Here is a 16,313-nt window from a genome sequence, read left to right as displayed (position 1 = left end):
GTTACATTAATAAGGAAAAATAGAGAGAGAGAAGGAGTGGAAGTAATTTATGCAAGGGAATACCCATATTGTTGGGGGCATCACTGCAAGTCTTGCCTTTGCACAGTTTTCAAATGATAACCCACTTGTCTTAGTAGGTGCAGGTGTTATCGGAGCATTACTTCCAGATATATGTCATAGAGGTAGTAAAATTGGTCGAACTTTTCCTATCATAGCGAAACTTGTCAATACTGTGTTTGGGCATCGTTCCTTTACACATAGCTTACTTTTTCTATTGTTAGTGATGTTGGTATTACATACGTTGATTCCTTATAGAGCCATTTCTATTGGAGTTATTGTTGGGATGGCAAGTCATATTGTGCTTGATATGTGCACTAAGAAGGGAGTTAAACTATTTTTCCCCGCGTCTGTATCCATTCGTTTTCCACTGACGACGAAAACTGGTAGTAAGGTGGAGGGGATCGTGCTTATGTTATTGTCAATGCTGTCCATCTATTTGAGCTATGAATTGATTGCAAGATTTATTTATTCTATATAAATAAGGAGAGCCCCAGTATAAATTTACTGGGGCTTCATCATATTAGTCAGCTTGAACCTCTTCCACTGTTTGCTCTACCTCGGCACGTGTCATTTTTTCACGACCTTCTTGCATAGCCTTTAAAGTTTTATGAGCTAGGGCAAGTGGTAAACGACAGAACAATAGAATTGTACGTTTATTAATATCTTTCATATATAGATCTGCTTTAGCTAAATTTTCTTCAGCATAGGCAAATAAATCCTCACGTGTCCAACCTTCGGGAACAAAGCTAACCCCACGTTCATCTAAATCCTCATGTTGATTTCGTAAGATGTTGACGGCCTGAAGCCCTCGACCATAGCCAATCGCTAACTCACGATCCGTTTTAACGTCTGCACCCCACGCCCAAAGCTCAGACAACATCGTCCCTACAAGCCCTGCCACGTAGTATGTATAGTCATCTAAATCCTCACGTGTACGTACTTGCCAATTGGCCTTAGCCCATTTCGCCATACCAAAAGCCATTTCACTTGTGGAAGCTTGGACAATTTTGCGTGATTCTTCCGGGCAAAACGTTAGCCAATCTGCTAAACGCAGTGTTACTTCAGGAAGCTGATCAGCATATGGAGCTAATAATGCTTGATAAGCCTCTTCATTAAATGAATCTTTTAATAATTCACTCGTTGTTGTTAGTAAATCAAATTTCACATCATTTGAAAGCTCTTCATGATCTTCAATTTCATCAATGGCACGCATAGCTAAATAGGCAGCAGCTACTGATACTTTTAAATCATTTTTTAAAAAAGTAATCGGTATATAAAACGTGCGGCTTGTATCTTTTAAAACCTGCATCGCTTCTTTGTAAAGTCTTTTTTGATCTTTCACTCGTATTCCTCCGTTCAAATGGTTCCACATCTATAGTATATCGTATCGTAAAAATAGGGAAAGATAAAACAGATTGTTCATTTTTAAAGCGATATTCTTTGAAAACGTTTACTAAAAATGATATAGTTTAATAGTAAACTATTTAAATCTATACCTTTTATGTGGTCAGAAAGTATAGATTTATGTTAGTACAACATACATGTCAAAGAGAGGAAGTTGAAAGAAATGGGACGTTTAAATAATAAAATTGCTATGATTACTGGTGGAGCTTCTGGTATGGGCGCAGCGATGGCTAAATTGTTTGCACAAGAGGGCGCTACAGTAATTGCAGCTGATATTAATGAAGAAAACCTAGCAAAAATTTCTGAGGTAGACAATGTAGAGGGAATGAAATTAGATGTTTCTTCTGACGAAAACTGGGCAGAAGTAACAAAAGCGATTGTCGACAAATATGGTCGTATTGATATTTTAATTAACAATGCTGGTATTTCATCTGAAAAGGGACCCGATCAAATTACACAATCCGATTGGTCACTTATGCATAATATCAACGCTTTTGGTCCATTCCTCGGTATTAAACATGCTTCTAATTATATGAAGGAAGCGGGAAAAGGCTCCATTGTAAATACATCGTCTTACACAGCGATTATAGGCGCAGGATTCAATGCTTACACAGCTTCTAAAGGATCTTTACGTGCTATTGCTCGTGCAGCTGCGTCAGAACTAGGTGCGTTCAATGTTCGTGTCAATACTGTTTTCCCAGGCGTTATTGAGACACCAATGACGGCTAAATTATCAGAAGCAAAAGAAGCGATGGACATGCTAGTAAGAGCGACACCAATGGGTCGTTTAGGTCAACCTGAAGAAGTGGCGAATGCTATCTTATTTTTAGCATCAGATGAGGCTTCTTATATCACAGGTGCGGAGCTTGTTATTGATGGTGGTTATTCAGCTCGTTAATAAAACATGTATGATGAAAGTGGAAATGCCTGCTCAAGCAGTGCATTTTCACTTTTTTTGTTTTTCTAGTAGAATGATGATAAAGCTATAGAAATTCGTCAAAAAACAGCTGTCCATTAGAAATATTTTGATATTTTTCGTGATTTTTTCATGAAAGTTTACGAAGTTATTGCACAATCATTTCAACAGCGTTAAAGTTTAGAAAGGGCGAAAATGTCATAACACGATTTTGGGGGATTGTACTAAGCATTTAGCTTTTGAATGAACGAATGTATTGGTCAGGATTTTGGCACAAAAAACTCCTTGCAAAATCCATGACACCAAAGAGGCATTATGGTCGTAATTGCCTGAATCATCGCGTAAACCGTCATAGGAAGTTACGTAATAAACACAAAGGAGAATTGTATGCCAAAGGCTATAGGTATTGATGCAGGTGGCACATTAACGAAGGTTGCCTATTTAGATCAAAACAATGAACTTGTTTTAACAACCTTTCCGTCTAATGATTTGCAATCTGTGAAATCTTGGATTATTGATCATCCAGATATTGAGGATATTGGTGTTACGGGGGGACGTACAGAACAATTACTTGATGTCATTAAAACAATGAAATCGATTCATTATATAGTGGAATTTGAAGCAACATTAAAGGGTGTCCGATTTTTATTAAATAAAGAAGGGTACTTTTTTGAGCGTAGTATGATTACGAATATTGGAACAGGTACCTCCATTCATTACATGGAAGACAATACCCATATTCGCGTTGGAGGGACAGGCGTTGGTGGTGGGACATTAATAGGTTTGTCAGCGCTTACAACAGGCATTACAGATTATAATGAAATACGAGAAATGGCTGCCAATGGCAATCGTGAAAGTATTGATTTATTGGTGAAGGATATATATCAAGGGATGGATACACCAATTGATGGTCATTTAACTGCTAGTAATTTTGGAAAAGTGGGTATAACTCAGTCAATGAAGCATCCCGCTGAAGATATTATTGCGACCGTACAGGGACTTGTTGGTGAAGTCATCACAACACTCAGTATTCAATATGCAGAAGAGAAAAATGTTCAGCATATTGTTTATATTGGTTCAACACTTAGTAATAATGATCATCTTGCCCGAGTAATTGCCAATTATACACGCACAAAGAAACATACACCTGTCTTTATTAACGATCATGGCTTTTCAGGAGCAGTCGGAGCATTGCTTAATATAACGGAATATACAATTGTCTAGAGACAGATGAGAATGAACATGACTAACGTAGATTAGTCATGTTCATTTTTTTTACAATTAGCGAAGAAACTTACCTACATTAAAACGTCTCTAGCTGAACAAATTACATGTAGGAGGTGAAGTTACGTGGGCAAGCGTAATAATCGAAACAACAGTAAAACAATGAATATGAGAACGCATAATCCATTTGGTACCTACAAAAGCAAAGACCTCGATCGCAGTAATAGCAATAATAACAATCCGAATGACAACTTGAACGAAGAGTTTGCAGCAGAATTTGATGCGAAGGCCAAAAATAAAGATAATAAAACGAATCATGATAAAAACCAACAGTCTAATAAAACAAAATAGCGGGGGTATGGAACATGGCAAAAAAGAGTAAAACAAGCTTTAAAAAGAAAAAGAAGGAAGATACACATAAAAAAAATGATCGTGAGGAATATTCAGCAGAATTTAACCAAGTCATTCATAATAATCCTCAACAGCCAAAACAATAAATCAAGTTGCTCCAAATCATTTGGAGCACTTATTTTTTGCATTATTAGCCTCTTCATACACTAAGGAGAGATGGAAGTGAAAAAATTTATTGTCATGCTTGGACTTCTTTTTGTAAGTCATTCTCTACCGCTTCCTATGTCGACTGCACATGCACAACAAGAAGTGCCTGCCTATGCAAAATGGGGACAACTAGCCATCAAAGAGGTAAAGTCGAAATATCCTACTGCCCAAATTGTAGATTATTTGCATGAAGGCAAAGAAGTACATGGATTGTCAACAATTGAGAAATTTAAGCTTTGGCTCAAGCAACCTGACAAGGAATTTGGTGTCCATGTAAAAATTAGCTATTTAACCGCAACGCAAGAAGTGGAGAAAATTGAATTTCAAGAAAGTTCTTCATAAAAAGAGGATGCCTAATTTTAGGCATCCTTGTACTTTATCCTTCTAGCTTATGAATAAACTCACGCATTAATCCTGGTAAATCTGGCCATGCATGCCCACTTACTAAATTGCCATCTGTATGGAGGTTGGCATCAATATAAGTTGCTCCTGCTACTTGCACCTCTGGCTTGCAGGCAATATAGGCAGTAAGCTCTCGTCCTTTTAACACTTCAGGAATGGTCGCGAAAATTTGTGCTGCGTGACAAACTGCTGCAATCGGTTTGTTCGTTTCAAAGAAGTGGCTCACTAATGCTGGCACATGCTCATTTAAGCGAATATATTCTGGCGCACGCCCACCTGGAAGTATGAGTCCATCAAATTGTGTTGGATCAACATCTGCAAAAGAAGTATGTGCCTCTAAACCATAGGCAGGACGCTCGATGTATGTATCGACGCCTTCGACGAAATCGTGTAATACAGTTTGTAATTTTTTTGCTGAAGGTGCTGCAATTGTGACATCATAGCCTGCTTCTCGACAACGATAATAAGGATAAAAAACCTCTAAAGCCTCTACTGCATCTCCTGCTAATATTAAAACTTTTTTCCCCATCATTCCATCTCCTTTACATAGTGAATCTACTAGCTTTATTCGACACATGCAAAAAATTTCCTGCTAACCTTTCGAAATGACAGACTTTACAAAGAAAAAAAGGAAGCGTATAGTATTTATTTAGCTAGGTAAATAATTTTTTAGGAGGTAGAATCATGAATCCCATATTCCATGCTTTATTCCAAAAAAGCCGGTATTTAACCAACTGCTTAAATGAAGTGTTGAAGCAGCATCAATTATATAGCTCACAATGGACTATTTTATATTGCCTACATAAAAACGGCCCTATGACGTTAACGCAAATTTGGAAATATTTAAATGTAGAAGCGCCAAGTATCACAAGAGCTATTACACGACTTGAGGCGTTAGGCTGGGTCCAACGATTAGATGGAGTGGATAAGCGAGAAAAAATTGTGACCTTAACTGCACAAGCTGTGGAACGTTTACCAGCAATCACAGCAACCATTTTAGCATTTGAGGAAGAAATGGTGGGCTCACTAACTGCCGAGGAACAGCAACAATTTATTAAGTTACTGGAAAAAATGAAAGGTTGATTAACATGCAGCAAGAAGAAAATACACAAATATGGACGAAGCGTTTCATCAGTCTCTTTTTAACAAATATCTCGGTATTTTTTGTTTTTTATGGACTGGTAACGACTTTGCCACTTTATGCCATAGGTGAGCTCCACCAGACAGATAAGGAAGCGGGACTATTATTGTCAGGCTTTTTATTATCAGCCATTATTGTACGTCCGTTTTCAGGGAAACTACTAGATGTATTTGGTAAGAAGAAATTGCTAGTCCTATCGATCGTGGGCTATTTTATTTGTACTGTCTTATATTTATTCGTACATCCATTTGGACTTTTACTAGGTCTTCGCTTTATTCAAGGGATTTTCTTTAGTATTATTACTACAGCTGCAGGGTCATTAGCAGCAGATATTGTTCCCGCTAAACGAAAAGGTGCAGGCTTAGGCTATTTTACAATGTCTACAAATCTAGCTGTCGTAATAGGGCCATTTATTGGCTTACTATTAATACAATACAGCACGTTTAATGTATTATTCATTGTCATGAGTATTTGTATTTTAGCAGGAGGTATTTTAGCATTAACGGTCAATACCGATGATTTACCGAAACCTGCCCATGAAGGGAAATTAACCTTTAAATTTAATGATCTATTTGAACGGAAGGCACTCCCGGTAGCAGCAATTGCTAGCTTAGTGGCATTTTCTTATGCAAGTGTCTTATCTTTTTTATCGGTCTATGCACAGCAAAAGGATTTAATGGCTGTAGCTAGTCTCTTTTATGCTGTGTTTGCGGCAGCCATGCTTATTACACGACCATTTACAGGAAAACTCTATGATACAAAGGGACCGCAATTTGTGATTATTCCAGGTATCATTTCTTTTGCTATCGGACTGGTCATGCTCGCATTTGTAGAAGGTCCCGTGTTATTTTTATGTGCAGCCATTTTTGTAGGCTTTGGCTACGGCTCTGTGACGACAAGCTTGCAGGCATTAGCCGTGCAATCAACAGCTATTCAGCGTAGTGGATACGCAACCGCTACTTACTTTACAATGTTTGACCTTGGTATTGCCCTAGGCTCGTATATTTTAGGAATGGTAGCCGTACAAGCAGGCTATGCATCTGTCTATTTATCAGGCGCATGCTTACTTGGCGTTGTCTTTATTATTTATTTAATCCGTTTAGCTAAAATAAAACCAAAAAAAGTGATCAATCTATAAAAAAACAGTTGGGGGAGTCCCAACTGTTTTTTCATGTTGTTGCAATAAGAAATGTTACTAGCAGTAAAAGAACGTTTAGCGAGGCGAGGGGTTGATTTCCGTTCCGCCAGCGTCCTTTCCAGGGGGCGTCCGATGAGCCGCTTCACTCACTTGCGTTCGCTCCAGGGTCTCATCTGTGACGCTAATCCCCTAGGAGTGGCGCTGGCTCCACTCCAATCAACATGCAGCACAAATGTCAATTATTCTAGAAGAGTGGGCACATTTATTTTAACTGTACAACCTTTGCTAAAATTTTGACTTTTTATTATTTCAAACGTCCATATCCTACGAAATGCTTCTTCCAATACGTGCTATTAATGTTGGCTACACTCACACCACTATTACTCGCATTAATCATTTGATTATTACCAATATAAATGCCTGCGTGTGAGATGCCTGCCTTATATGTATTTGCAAAAAACACGATATCTCCGATTTGAGGGGTACTTACTTTTTTAGCTGTCTGATAAAAACCGGCAGCGGTTTTGCGTGGAGTTGAAATACCAGCCTGATTAAAGACATAGGTAATATAACCAGAACAGTCAAAGCCTGTACTTGGCTTTGCTCCACCGAAAGTATATTTAACACCGAGTTGCTGTTTAGCTACCTGTAGTACCTTGGATGTCGTGTTCGATACTGAGGATAGTTGTTTATTGATTGTCAACTTTTGTCCAACATAAATCGTGGAAGACGATAAATGGTTGGCGTTCATTAATGTTTGATAGGAAATACCGTGTTGCGTGGCAATCTTCCATAAAGAATCGCCGGACTGAACGGTATAGGTTGCAGCTGATGCTGATTCTACTGTTGAAAAAAGTACGGATGAGCTTAATGCCAATGCCGCTAACTTCATGCCCCATCTATACTTTTTATTGCTCTTCATGCTTTAATTCCTCCTATAAAGTTACAATTTGATACGAATTTGATTATAACATTGTAGTATTACAGGTGGATGTCAATTAAATAACAATGTGGAGTCGTTTTTAGAGTGAGGTACTGTTTTTTTCTAATTCTCTAGGGCATTCGTAGGGTAGAATTACCAATTGCATGTATGTTCTATCTTGGCAATTTGAAAAATATGCTATCATCAGATGGAACATTTTTGTTGGTATGAAAAGGGAATTGGTGGTCAAATATGGTATAATAGAGAGGTAACTAGATAGAGGTTTCATGGGCGGTTGGCACAATTTTAACCTATCTCATTCAACTTATTGAAGAGAAAGGAGTTGATGCCAATGACTATTTTTGAAGCAATAATGGTTTCTATAAGTTTCTCAACACTTATAGTTTCGGTCATTGCATTGTCATTTACTTTTACACAAAAAAAGTAAACCGCCCCGGCCTCGCAAGCTGTGAGTAGGTTTACTTCTTTTCTCATTGCAAATCGCCTTTGAAGCGATTCATCTTGTTACAAAGGCCATTTGGTGCTGACACACCGAATGGTCTTATTAAATTTATATACTTCTTCACTAAGAATTATAACATGGGTATATGGTGTTTTTCAAATAGTGTAAAATTTAATTCGTTTGGACTTACATAACAAAATGTATTCTTAGACCAATAACCTAGATAGCGGAATGTTAATAGTGAGAGAAAAGGAGAGCTGCATATACAAGCTCTCCATTCAATTTAATGAAGATTCTTCTGTAAAAACGCTTTTGTGCGGTCGTTTTGTGGGTTGGTAAAGAAGTTGTCTGGGTGACCGGTTTCGATAATGTCTCCACCATCCATAAAGACAACCTTGTTGGCTACTTCTTTGGCAAAGCCCATTTCATGAGTGACGACAATCATTGTCATTTGGTCTTCTGCCAAGCTTTTCATGACTTTTAAGACTTCGCCCGTTAGTTCAGGATCTAAGGCTGAAGTTGGTTCATCAAATAATAGTAATTGAGGATTCAACATCAAGGCACGGGCAATTGCAACACGTTGTTTTTGACCACCGGAAAGATTGGCAGGGTAGGCGTTTGCTTTGTCGGAAAGCCCAATTTTTTTCAGCAAATCTAGACAACGGCTCGTAATGGCTTCAGACGACTCAGTTTTTAATAAGCGCGGGGCCATTTCGAGATTTTGCTGAACTGTTAGATGGGGGAATAGGTTAAAGTGTTGAAAGACCATGCCCATTTTAGCTGTTATCGTTTTAATGTCCTGTGGTTTAGCATATTTTCCATTTCGCACAAGATAATCACCATCAACTAAAATACTCCCTCCCTCAATTTCTTCCAAATAAATTAAGCTCCGAAGCATTGTGCTTTTCCCAGATCCCGATGGACCAATGACAGCAATGACATCGTTTTTCTCAACTGTAAATGTAATTTGTTTTAAAACCTCCACCTGATCGAAGGATTTTTTCAAGTTTGTTACTTCCATCAATGCCATTTGTGTCACCTCTATTCAAATTTAAAGCGTTTTTCTAGCCCTTTAAAGAACATTGTTAAGACAAGAGTCATAACTAAGTAAATAGCGCCAGCGATAAAGAAAGGCATAATTGTGAAATCACGATTCACGGCGGTTTGGGCAAAATGCAGTAATTCTGGAACTGCTACTGCATAGAGCAGGGCTGTATCCTTTATGAGTGTAACTGATTCGTTGGATAAAGCTGGTAAAGCAACGCGGAACATTTGTGGCAAAATGACACGTGTTGTTGTGTGCCATTTAGATAAGCCGAGTACCTGTGCTGCCTCATATTGTCCTTTATCAATAGCTAGAAGACCACCACGGAATATTTCTGCGAAGTAGGCAGCATAATTTAAAATAAAGCCGAGACAAGCGGCTACAAATCGATCGAGCACTAAATATTCACCGATTACTGGTAGCATAGGTAAACCGAAACAAATTAATAATAATTGTAGTAAAAGTGGTGTACCACGCATGATATATATATACGTATGTGCAAGCCATGCGAGTGGTTTAATGCGACTTTTTACCGCAAGAGTTAGTAAAAAGCCTAATGGAATCGATACCACAATAGCGATAATAAACAGTAAAACCGTCATTTTCGCACCTTCTAGCATCGGCCATATCATAGTTTGCCAGTAATCCGCCATAACGATGTCCCTCCAAAAAGAGTAAGAGTTTCACTAAGGAAACTCTTACAGATGTTGTATCATGTCCTTACTTTAATACTTTATCTTCACCAAACCATTTTGTTGAAATGTCAGCTGACGTACCGTCCTCATTCATTTTGTCTAATGCGGCCTGTAGTTTTTCCAACAATGCTTCATTGCCTGGCTTCACACCAATTCCGTATTGTTCAGGTGCCAGTGATTCCTCTAATAATTTGAATGTATCAGGCTCCTGTGTCATGTAATATTCTGCAACGACAGCATCAATGACAACGGCATCAATACGGCCTGTTTTTAAATCGGATAAAGCTAAAACGTTATCTGCAAACTCTGTAATTTGTTTTACTTCTTTGTGAATTGGGTGACCGTTTAATGCATCGGATGCAGAAGAAAGGGATTGAATTCCGACTTCTTGTCCAGCTAGATCACTTAGTTTAGAAATCTTTGAATCTGCTTTTGTCATAACAACTTGAGCGTTTTCGAGATAAGGCTTTGTAAATAATACTTTTTCTTTGCGCTCATCTGTAATGGTATAACCGTTCCAAATTAAATCAATACGTCCACTGAGTAATTCAGCCTCTTTTGTTTTCCAATCGATTGGTTGGAATTCTGCTTCGACACCCATATGATCAGCCGCTGCTCGTGCTAAATCAATATCGAACCCAATGATGTCATTTTTATCATCTCGGAAGCCCATAGGTGCAAATTTATCGTCAATACCAATAATAATCTTTTCTTGATCAGCAGTTGTTTCGTCTTTTCCTGCTTTGTTATCTTTCGATGAACCACATGCTGCTAAAACAATGACTGCTGTTAGCATCATGAATAAAGTTATTATACGTTTCATTCGTGTTTCCCCCTATAATCTATCACTTTCACTTGCTAAACTACTAATGTGTTAAAGGATATCACCGTGTTTAATCAATGTCAATATCGTTTTGGATTAATCAGAAAATTAGCTGCATGTTCTAGCATTTTTTATAAAAAAGTTGACATTCATAAAAAACGTGAATTGGGGGATAGTAATTATTTGAGTAAACAGGAAAAAGAAAAGGGGACTGTTCATGAAGGACAGTCCCCTGAAATGGTGTTAGCTATTTTTGCTTTGGATCGCTTTTCGTGCTAATGCATCAGCTGCTTTGTTTTGTGAATCAGGCACCCATTTGATAAAGAATAAATCAAAGTTTGTGGAGAGTGCTAAAGCTTTTTCTAAATAAGGTTTAAATTCCTCATTTTTGACATATTCTTTTTCCATAGAAGCAACTACAATTTTGGAATCGGAGCGTACGGATACAAGGGAAGAGCCTAGTTTTTGCGCTTCTTCAAGTCCGCGTACTAATGCTGTAAATTCGGCGATATGGTTGTTCGTTTCACCGATATATTCACTAATTTGGATATGATGGCCTTCCCCTTTAATAAAAAGTCCAATACCACTTGGACCAGGATTTCCTGCACTGGCAGCATCGATATAAACTTCTAACATAACATCCCTACTTTGCAATGTGTCTTCCCTCTAATTGTACAACAAGGAGGGGAATCATTGCCCGTAAAAAATGGAACAAACAAAATAGTTGCTTGTTCAAATCGAACGCTTCATAATAGTAGGAAGTGAATTTTGGACGTGGAAGGAGCGAGAGTTCAACATGGATAAAGTGACGGTTATGAAGGATATTGACGAACTGCATGATACGTATTGTGCGGATTGCTTAGTCATCAAGCAATTGCGTAAAGAACGTGGTAAACCAGGGGCTCATCGTTTCTGTATTGAGGCCTGTTCAGTTGGAGAAAAGCTACAGTTTTTAGGAGAAGAGCTTCTGAAAGTTTATAGTAAATAAGATTACATGCACATTAGAAAAAGCTACATGTTTTAGCAATACGCTAAACATGTAGCTTCTTTAATTGTACGTTTATTTCGTTTCAGCATAGCTGCTTAAATCTTGGTAATACTTTGTCAGAGAAGAAGCAGAAATATCAAATGTCGCGGCGATTTCTTTAACTGTCATCGAAAGGGACTCGAACAGCTCCTTTTCCTGACCATAGCGAATGGCACCAGCTGCAATAGCTGCTTCTTTGCGTGCAGTTGGTTGACCTTCAATTAGATAGTCCTCTAATAGCTCAAGTATCGGTGCTGTTTCACGATCATTTTGCTCTAAGAAGTCCTTCACTTGTGTTAGGACATTGCTCTCAAAGTTTGTGAATTCCTCACCTTTATAGCCATTGGATACAAGTAACTCCCAGAAGGCAAGATGCTCTTCTTTTAAGAATGTGCCAACCTTCTTGTCTGATGCTTCAAATTTTTTCTTGAATTCTTCAAATACTTTCGCATGATCTTCAGGGAAGAAAATCAATGTAGACACAGCTAAATAATGTGTCGATTTATTTGTTCCGTCTGGTAAGATAAAGGCAAATACATGCATACCTTCAGGAATTGGTTTGTCATTTTCACGACGAATATATAGCTCTTCATTTGTAAGGGAATGATTAGCTTTGAAATATTTTTCTTCAACAACAGATACTGTACCGATAAATAAAGTCGGCTGAGACCAGTTTTCAAGTACTTTAACTGTAGAAGGTCTTACAGCCTTTTTCTTTGTTTTCTTTAAGTAGCTTTTCCAAATAGATGGCTCTTGATGGAAGAAAAAGTCGTCTAACGCGATAGCTTCAATCAGCTCACGCTGTAAAACGCTCTCTAATTTAGGCTGCCATGTGCCCACATGCTCGATATAAGCACGAACATCTTTACGATCAGGATATTCTAAGTAAAATGTTTGTAGCACACGCTCTAGTTCTTCGATTTGTACTGTTTCCACTGTTACTTGCTGTTTGCCTTCACAACATTTTTTATATTTTTTGCCGCTACCGCATGGGCATGGATCATTACGTTTTACCATAATTAGAACACTTCCTTTAATCATTGTTAATCGTATATTGCTAAATAATTTGCGTACTATTAATAATAACGGTACTTTTGTATGAAGAAAAATGATTGTCTATTTTGAAATATCTAAAAAATGTAGAGGGACGCCCTGATTCTAGTATATGTATGGATTTTTCTACTTAGAACTAAAAAAGAAAACGATCTGCACTTTTAAAGCGCAGTATCGTTTTCTATTGAATCTATTGCTGTTGTACCGCTTCTATTTCTAGTGTGAGGCGTTCAAGCTCATCAATTAAATGACCAATATAGGCAATGGTATCACGAAGCGGTTGGTCCGTTGTGATATCAACACCTGCCATTTGTGCCAACTCTACGGGAGATTTTGTTCCACCGGCCTGTAACACAGCTAGCCATTCTTGGACTGCTGTATCTCCCTCTTTTAAAATACGTTGAGATACTTGTGTAGATATCGTTAAACCAGCACTATATGTGTATGGGTAAAGGCCCATATAATAGTGAGGCTGACGCATCCATGTAAGTTCAGCACCTTCAGTAATATCGACTGTGTCACCCCAGAAGTCTTCTAAAACTGAGCGTTTTAAGTTATTTAAAATGGTTGCATTGACAGCTTCACCAGCATCCACTAATTCATACACTTTACGTTGATATGCGGCTTCTAGTAAATGTGTAACAAAGTTATGATAATACGTTTTTGAAACAATGTTTGAAATCACCCAGCGCTTAAAGCGTAGATCATCATTATGTGTGAGTAAATAATTGGCTAACAGCATTTCATTCATAGTCGACGGTGCTTCAATAAAATAAAGGGAAGGTCGGCTGTTAAGATAAGATTGGTGTTCATACGTATTTGCGAAATGGCCAGCATGCCCTAGCTCATGAACAAGCGTAAAGACTTCGTTCATGCGTTCATTCCATGACATTAAAATATAGGGGTGGCTACCATACGGACTTGAACAGAATGCTCCTGTTGATTTTCCTTTGTTGGGCGCATAGTCAATCCAGCGCTCATTAAAGGCTCTATCCATTAATTGATTATAATCATCACCCATCACTGCTAATGCTTTATCAACATATTCTTTGGCCTCAGCCATTGATAATTTTGGGTCATAATCTGGATCAAGCGCAATTTTTAAATCCGCAAAGGTCATATGGTCGATGCCACTGGCTTTTTGAATTAATGTGGCATAACGACGCATATGCGGAGCAAGCTCTTTCGTAATCAAATCGATTTGACGATTATAAAGTGAACGGTCCACATCTTGGTCAAATAGTAAATAATCAATGACAGAGTCAAAGCCTCGCAGGTCAGCCATTGTTTTTTCTTGTTGAATATGCGTGTTATACACTTGTGCTGTTGTATGCTGGTAATCACGGAGCTTACTTGAAAAGGCCTTAAAGGCAGCACGGCGTAAATCTGTATTGGCTTCAAATTCCCAGTCATTTTCGTATAAGACAAAACTTAGTGGATGTTTTTCGCCATTTGCTTCAAATTCGCCAAAGTTCATATCCACTAATTTTGTCGTATTGTATGTTTCGTATGGAGCATCAAATGTGGCACTAAATGCTGCAAGTGCTTTTTCGACCTCTGGATGAAGCTGGTGAGGTTTATGCTTTAACAGTTCCTCTAGATAACGTTTGTAAAGAGGGCTTGATGCAGCTGCTTCCTGTAAAATTGCTTCATCCAACGCCAGTAATTCTGAGCGTACGAACGATAGGGCACTGCTGACTTTCCCGATAGCAGTACTAAATTTCGCAGCACGCATTTGTGCTACATCATTTGTACGATCTGTTTCGAGGCTTAAGCTTGCATATGTGCCAATCGGAACAAACCTCTTTTGTAGCTCTTCAAAAGCAGATAACACGTCAATTACTTTTTGTGCATCTGTAATGGTACCTTTATACTGCTGCTCAAAGTGAAGTGCATCGTCAACCAGTTGCGCTAAAGTAGGTTCAAAATCAGCATCATTTTTTAGTAAATGTGTTAAATCCCATGTTTCTTCTACTGCAACATCTTTTCTTAATGGTAAAACTTCCATTTATGAACACCCCTTTACATGTAAGTGATTTCATTATAACGAAACTATTTCGGAAAGTGAAATAATTTAATAGAATAGTTGAAATATTCTTGCGGAAGGTCAATTCTTATGAAGAATGTTTGAAATATTGTCGGGCGGGAACAATGTGTGTATAGCCAACATAAGTTGTAACGCATACTAAGGGCTAGAACAATTGACACATTGGAGGAGAAATACATTATGACACAAAACTTAAACAAACAATTAAATAAGCTAGTGGCTACATGGTCTGTCCTTTATACGAAGCTGCACAATTATCATTGGTATGTTAAAGGGCACGCGTTCTTTACACTGCATGCAAAATTTGAAGAATTGTATAATGAAACAACGCTGAATTTAGATGAAATAGCAGAACGTATTCTTTCAAAGGATGGCAAGCCTGTGGCAACATTAAAAGAACATCTAGAGCTATCCTATGTGGAGGAAGCGACAGGAAATGAGACAACAGAGGAAATGGTAGCAACGACAATTTCGGATTTCCAAAAGCTAATGAAAGCATTAAATTCCGCTATGGAGCTAGCAGCTGAAGAAGGGGACGATCGTACAGAGGATTTACTTAATGCGATGTATCAATCCCTTGAAAAGCATACTTGGATGTTAAAAGCCTTCTTAGACAAATAAATAACGTAGTAAGAAAGAGCATGTTGGAGAATTACTCTCCAGCATGCTTTTTTTGTTTTGAGCCACCACATGACAAATAAATAACAGGGTTTAAAGCATCATAACAATTATTACAGTTTGGTAAAACGTGTTTGTTTGTGTTCTGTACGGGTATTTACCTAGTAAGCCATATAAATTAGGAGGAATTGAACATGATGAATGAACAAAACCCAAAAATTGAGGTGGCCCATACGAGAAATGAAATGCTTCACATTTTAGAAAGTATGCGGTTAGAAGGTTACCAACAAGAGGATATCCATATTATTGCGAAAGATCCGCAACAGTTTGAGGACGTAAAATGGGACGCTGATGTCCAAACGCATGAAGCGGGTAATTGGGTAGACCAATTCAAATCTTGGTTTACAGGTGACTCAGCTGTTACAGAGGGCTTAAAACGATTTAATCTATCCGAGGGACAAATCGCTTATTATTCGCATCTTGTTGAGCAAGGGAGTATTGTCTTGTATGCGGAACATGATGATGATCTGGATACACTACAAACACATCCAGAGACAGCTGCTGAACAAGAGGAGCGCTTAAGAAATCAAGAGCGTATGATCGAGGCCGAGCAATATAGAAGATTTTTATAAAGTGAAAAACAGAGTGATTTCAATTGATCACTCTGTTTTTTTGTTGTAGAAAAAAGAACGAAAAGAGGCGTTGATTTCTATTCGCCTGCTTTCTTTCAAGGGAGCTGATGAGCTACTATCCACTTTCCTTACATACTATCGGTTG

The 16,313-nt window shown here is 38.1% G+C and carries 21 protein-coding genes; 11 read left to right on the top strand and 10 right to left on the bottom strand.

Going from position 1 to position 16,313, the window contains the following annotated elements; all coding sequences use genetic code 11:
• The first annotated feature begins 49 nt into the window (after positions 1–49).
• Positions 50–538 carry a metal-dependent hydrolase gene (locus ABC382_RS07225; RefSeq protein ID WP_322610495.1) on the top strand — a complete coding sequence of 163 codons (489 nt, stop codon included), beginning with the start codon at positions 50–52 and terminating at the stop codon, positions 536–538.
• A gap of 42 nt (positions 539–580) precedes the next feature.
• Here ABC382_RS07225 and ABC382_RS07220 read toward each other — a convergent pair whose 3' ends face one another.
• Entirely contained in the window at positions 581–1,402 is an 822-nt protein-coding gene (locus tag ABC382_RS07220; RefSeq protein WP_322606286.1) for a squalene/phytoene synthase family protein, read from the bottom strand.
• A gap of 225 nt (positions 1,403–1,627) precedes the next feature.
• Here ABC382_RS07220 and ABC382_RS07215 point away from each other — a divergent pair, with 225 nt between their 5' ends.
• The 5 genes from ABC382_RS07215 (at position 1,628) to ABC382_RS07195 (ending at position 4,504) form a co-directional block, all read left to right on the top strand.
• Positions 1,628–2,362, top strand: coding sequence for an SDR family NAD(P)-dependent oxidoreductase (locus ABC382_RS07215; RefSeq protein ID WP_274796537.1), 735 nt, complete (start codon positions 1,628–1,630; stop codon positions 2,360–2,362).
• Between the two features lie 405 nt (positions 2,363–2,767).
• Positions 2,768–3,604 (top strand): type II pantothenate kinase, encoded by an 837-nt coding sequence (gene coaW / locus ABC382_RS07210; protein WP_274796538.1) that lies wholly within the window; start codon positions 2,768–2,770, stop codon positions 3,602–3,604.
• Between the two features lie 126 nt (positions 3,605–3,730).
• On the top strand, positions 3,731–3,955 hold the full coding sequence (locus ABC382_RS07205; protein ID WP_274796539.1) for a hypothetical protein: 225 nt from the start codon (positions 3,731–3,733) through the stop codon (positions 3,953–3,955).
• A 14-nt stretch (positions 3,956–3,969) separates the two neighbouring features.
• Positions 3,970–4,101, top strand: a complete 132-nt coding sequence (locus tag ABC382_RS07200; RefSeq protein ID WP_274796540.1) for a hypothetical protein — start codon at positions 3,970–3,972, stop codon at positions 4,099–4,101.
• A 76-nt stretch (positions 4,102–4,177) separates the two neighbouring features.
• Positions 4,178–4,504 (top strand): DUF3889 domain-containing protein, encoded by a 327-nt coding sequence (locus tag ABC382_RS07195; protein ID WP_312507114.1) that lies wholly within the window; start codon positions 4,178–4,180, stop codon positions 4,502–4,504.
• A gap of 34 nt (positions 4,505–4,538) precedes the next feature.
• On the opposite strand, the gene ABC382_RS07190 is transcribed toward ABC382_RS07195, so the two are convergent.
• Positions 4,539–5,093: a DJ-1/PfpI family protein gene (locus ABC382_RS07190; RefSeq protein ID WP_322605699.1), complete on the bottom strand. Its 555-nt coding sequence runs from the start codon at positions 5,091–5,093 to the stop codon at positions 4,539–4,541.
• 155 nt (positions 5,094–5,248) lie between these two features.
• Between ABC382_RS07190 and ABC382_RS07185 the strand changes: the two genes are divergently transcribed.
• The gene (locus ABC382_RS07185; RefSeq protein ID WP_274796544.1) at positions 5,249–5,647 is read left to right on the top strand and encodes a MarR family winged helix-turn-helix transcriptional regulator; all 399 of its coding nucleotides are present in this window, start codon (positions 5,249–5,251) and stop codon (positions 5,645–5,647) included.
• A gap of 5 nt (positions 5,648–5,652) precedes the next feature.
• A complete protein-coding gene (locus ABC382_RS07180) occupies positions 5,653–6,843 on the top strand; it encodes an MFS transporter (RefSeq protein ID WP_274796545.1) in 1,191 nt (396 codons plus the stop codon).
• A 304-nt stretch (positions 6,844–7,147) separates the two neighbouring features.
• Here the strand turns inward: ABC382_RS07180 and ABC382_RS07175 are convergent, their stop codons facing one another.
• The 6 genes from ABC382_RS07175 to ABC382_RS07150 form a co-directional block, all read right to left on the bottom strand.
• Positions 7,148–7,765, bottom strand: coding sequence for a C40 family peptidase (locus ABC382_RS07175; protein ID WP_274796546.1), 618 nt, complete (start codon positions 7,763–7,765; stop codon positions 7,148–7,150).
• Between the two features lie 306 nt (positions 7,766–8,071).
• Entirely contained in the window at positions 8,072–8,260 is a 189-nt protein-coding gene (locus ABC382_RS24785; RefSeq protein ID WP_274796548.1) for a hypothetical protein, read from the bottom strand.
• Between the two features lie 251 nt (positions 8,261–8,511).
• Positions 8,512–9,258, bottom strand: coding sequence for an amino acid ABC transporter ATP-binding protein (locus ABC382_RS07165; RefSeq protein ID WP_274796550.1), 747 nt, complete (start codon positions 9,256–9,258; stop codon positions 8,512–8,514).
• 11 nt (positions 9,259–9,269) lie between these two features.
• The gene (locus ABC382_RS07160; protein ID WP_274796551.1) at positions 9,270–9,926 is read right to left on the bottom strand and encodes an amino acid ABC transporter permease; all 657 of its coding nucleotides are present in this window, start codon (positions 9,924–9,926) and stop codon (positions 9,270–9,272) included.
• A 67-nt stretch (positions 9,927–9,993) separates the two neighbouring features.
• On the bottom strand, positions 9,994–10,791 hold the full coding sequence (locus ABC382_RS07155) for an amino acid ABC transporter substrate-binding protein (RefSeq protein WP_322605700.1): 798 nt from the start codon (positions 10,789–10,791) through the stop codon (positions 9,994–9,996).
• Between the two features lie 243 nt (positions 10,792–11,034).
• A complete protein-coding gene (locus tag ABC382_RS07150; protein ID WP_274796553.1) occupies positions 11,035–11,427 on the bottom strand; it encodes a ribonuclease HI family protein in 393 nt (130 codons plus the stop codon).
• Between the two features lie 160 nt (positions 11,428–11,587).
• On the opposite strand from ABC382_RS07150, the gene ABC382_RS07145 reads away from it, so the two are divergent.
• Positions 11,588–11,779, top strand: coding sequence for a zinc-finger domain-containing protein (locus ABC382_RS07145; protein WP_274796554.1), 192 nt, complete (start codon positions 11,588–11,590; stop codon positions 11,777–11,779).
• Between the two features lie 72 nt (positions 11,780–11,851).
• Here the strand turns inward: ABC382_RS07145 and ABC382_RS07140 are convergent, their stop codons facing one another.
• Positions 11,852–12,835, bottom strand: a complete 984-nt coding sequence (locus ABC382_RS07140; RefSeq protein WP_322605701.1) for an SEC-C domain-containing protein — start codon at positions 12,833–12,835, stop codon at positions 11,852–11,854.
• Positions 12,836–13,061: 226 nt separating this feature from the next.
• The gene (pepF, locus tag ABC382_RS07135; RefSeq protein WP_313470644.1) at positions 13,062–14,879 is read right to left on the bottom strand and encodes an oligoendopeptidase F; all 1,818 of its coding nucleotides are present in this window, start codon (positions 14,877–14,879) and stop codon (positions 13,062–13,064) included.
• A gap of 219 nt (positions 14,880–15,098) precedes the next feature.
• On the opposite strand from pepF, the gene ABC382_RS07130 reads away from it, so the two are divergent.
• Positions 15,099–15,539, top strand: a complete 441-nt coding sequence (locus tag ABC382_RS07130; RefSeq protein WP_274796558.1) for a Dps family protein — start codon at positions 15,099–15,101, stop codon at positions 15,537–15,539.
• Between the two features lie 191 nt (positions 15,540–15,730).
• A complete protein-coding gene (locus ABC382_RS07125; protein WP_274796559.1) occupies positions 15,731–16,168 on the top strand; it encodes a general stress protein in 438 nt (145 codons plus the stop codon).
• Positions 16,169–16,313: the final 145 nt, after the last annotated feature.

The sequence above is a fragment of the Lysinibacillus phoenicis genome (genome assembly GCF_047238325.1).
Classification (GTDB): Bacteria; Bacillota; Bacilli; order Bacillales_A; family Planococcaceae; genus Lysinibacillus; species Lysinibacillus irui.
This window is presented reverse-complemented; position numbering and strand designations above follow the sequence as displayed.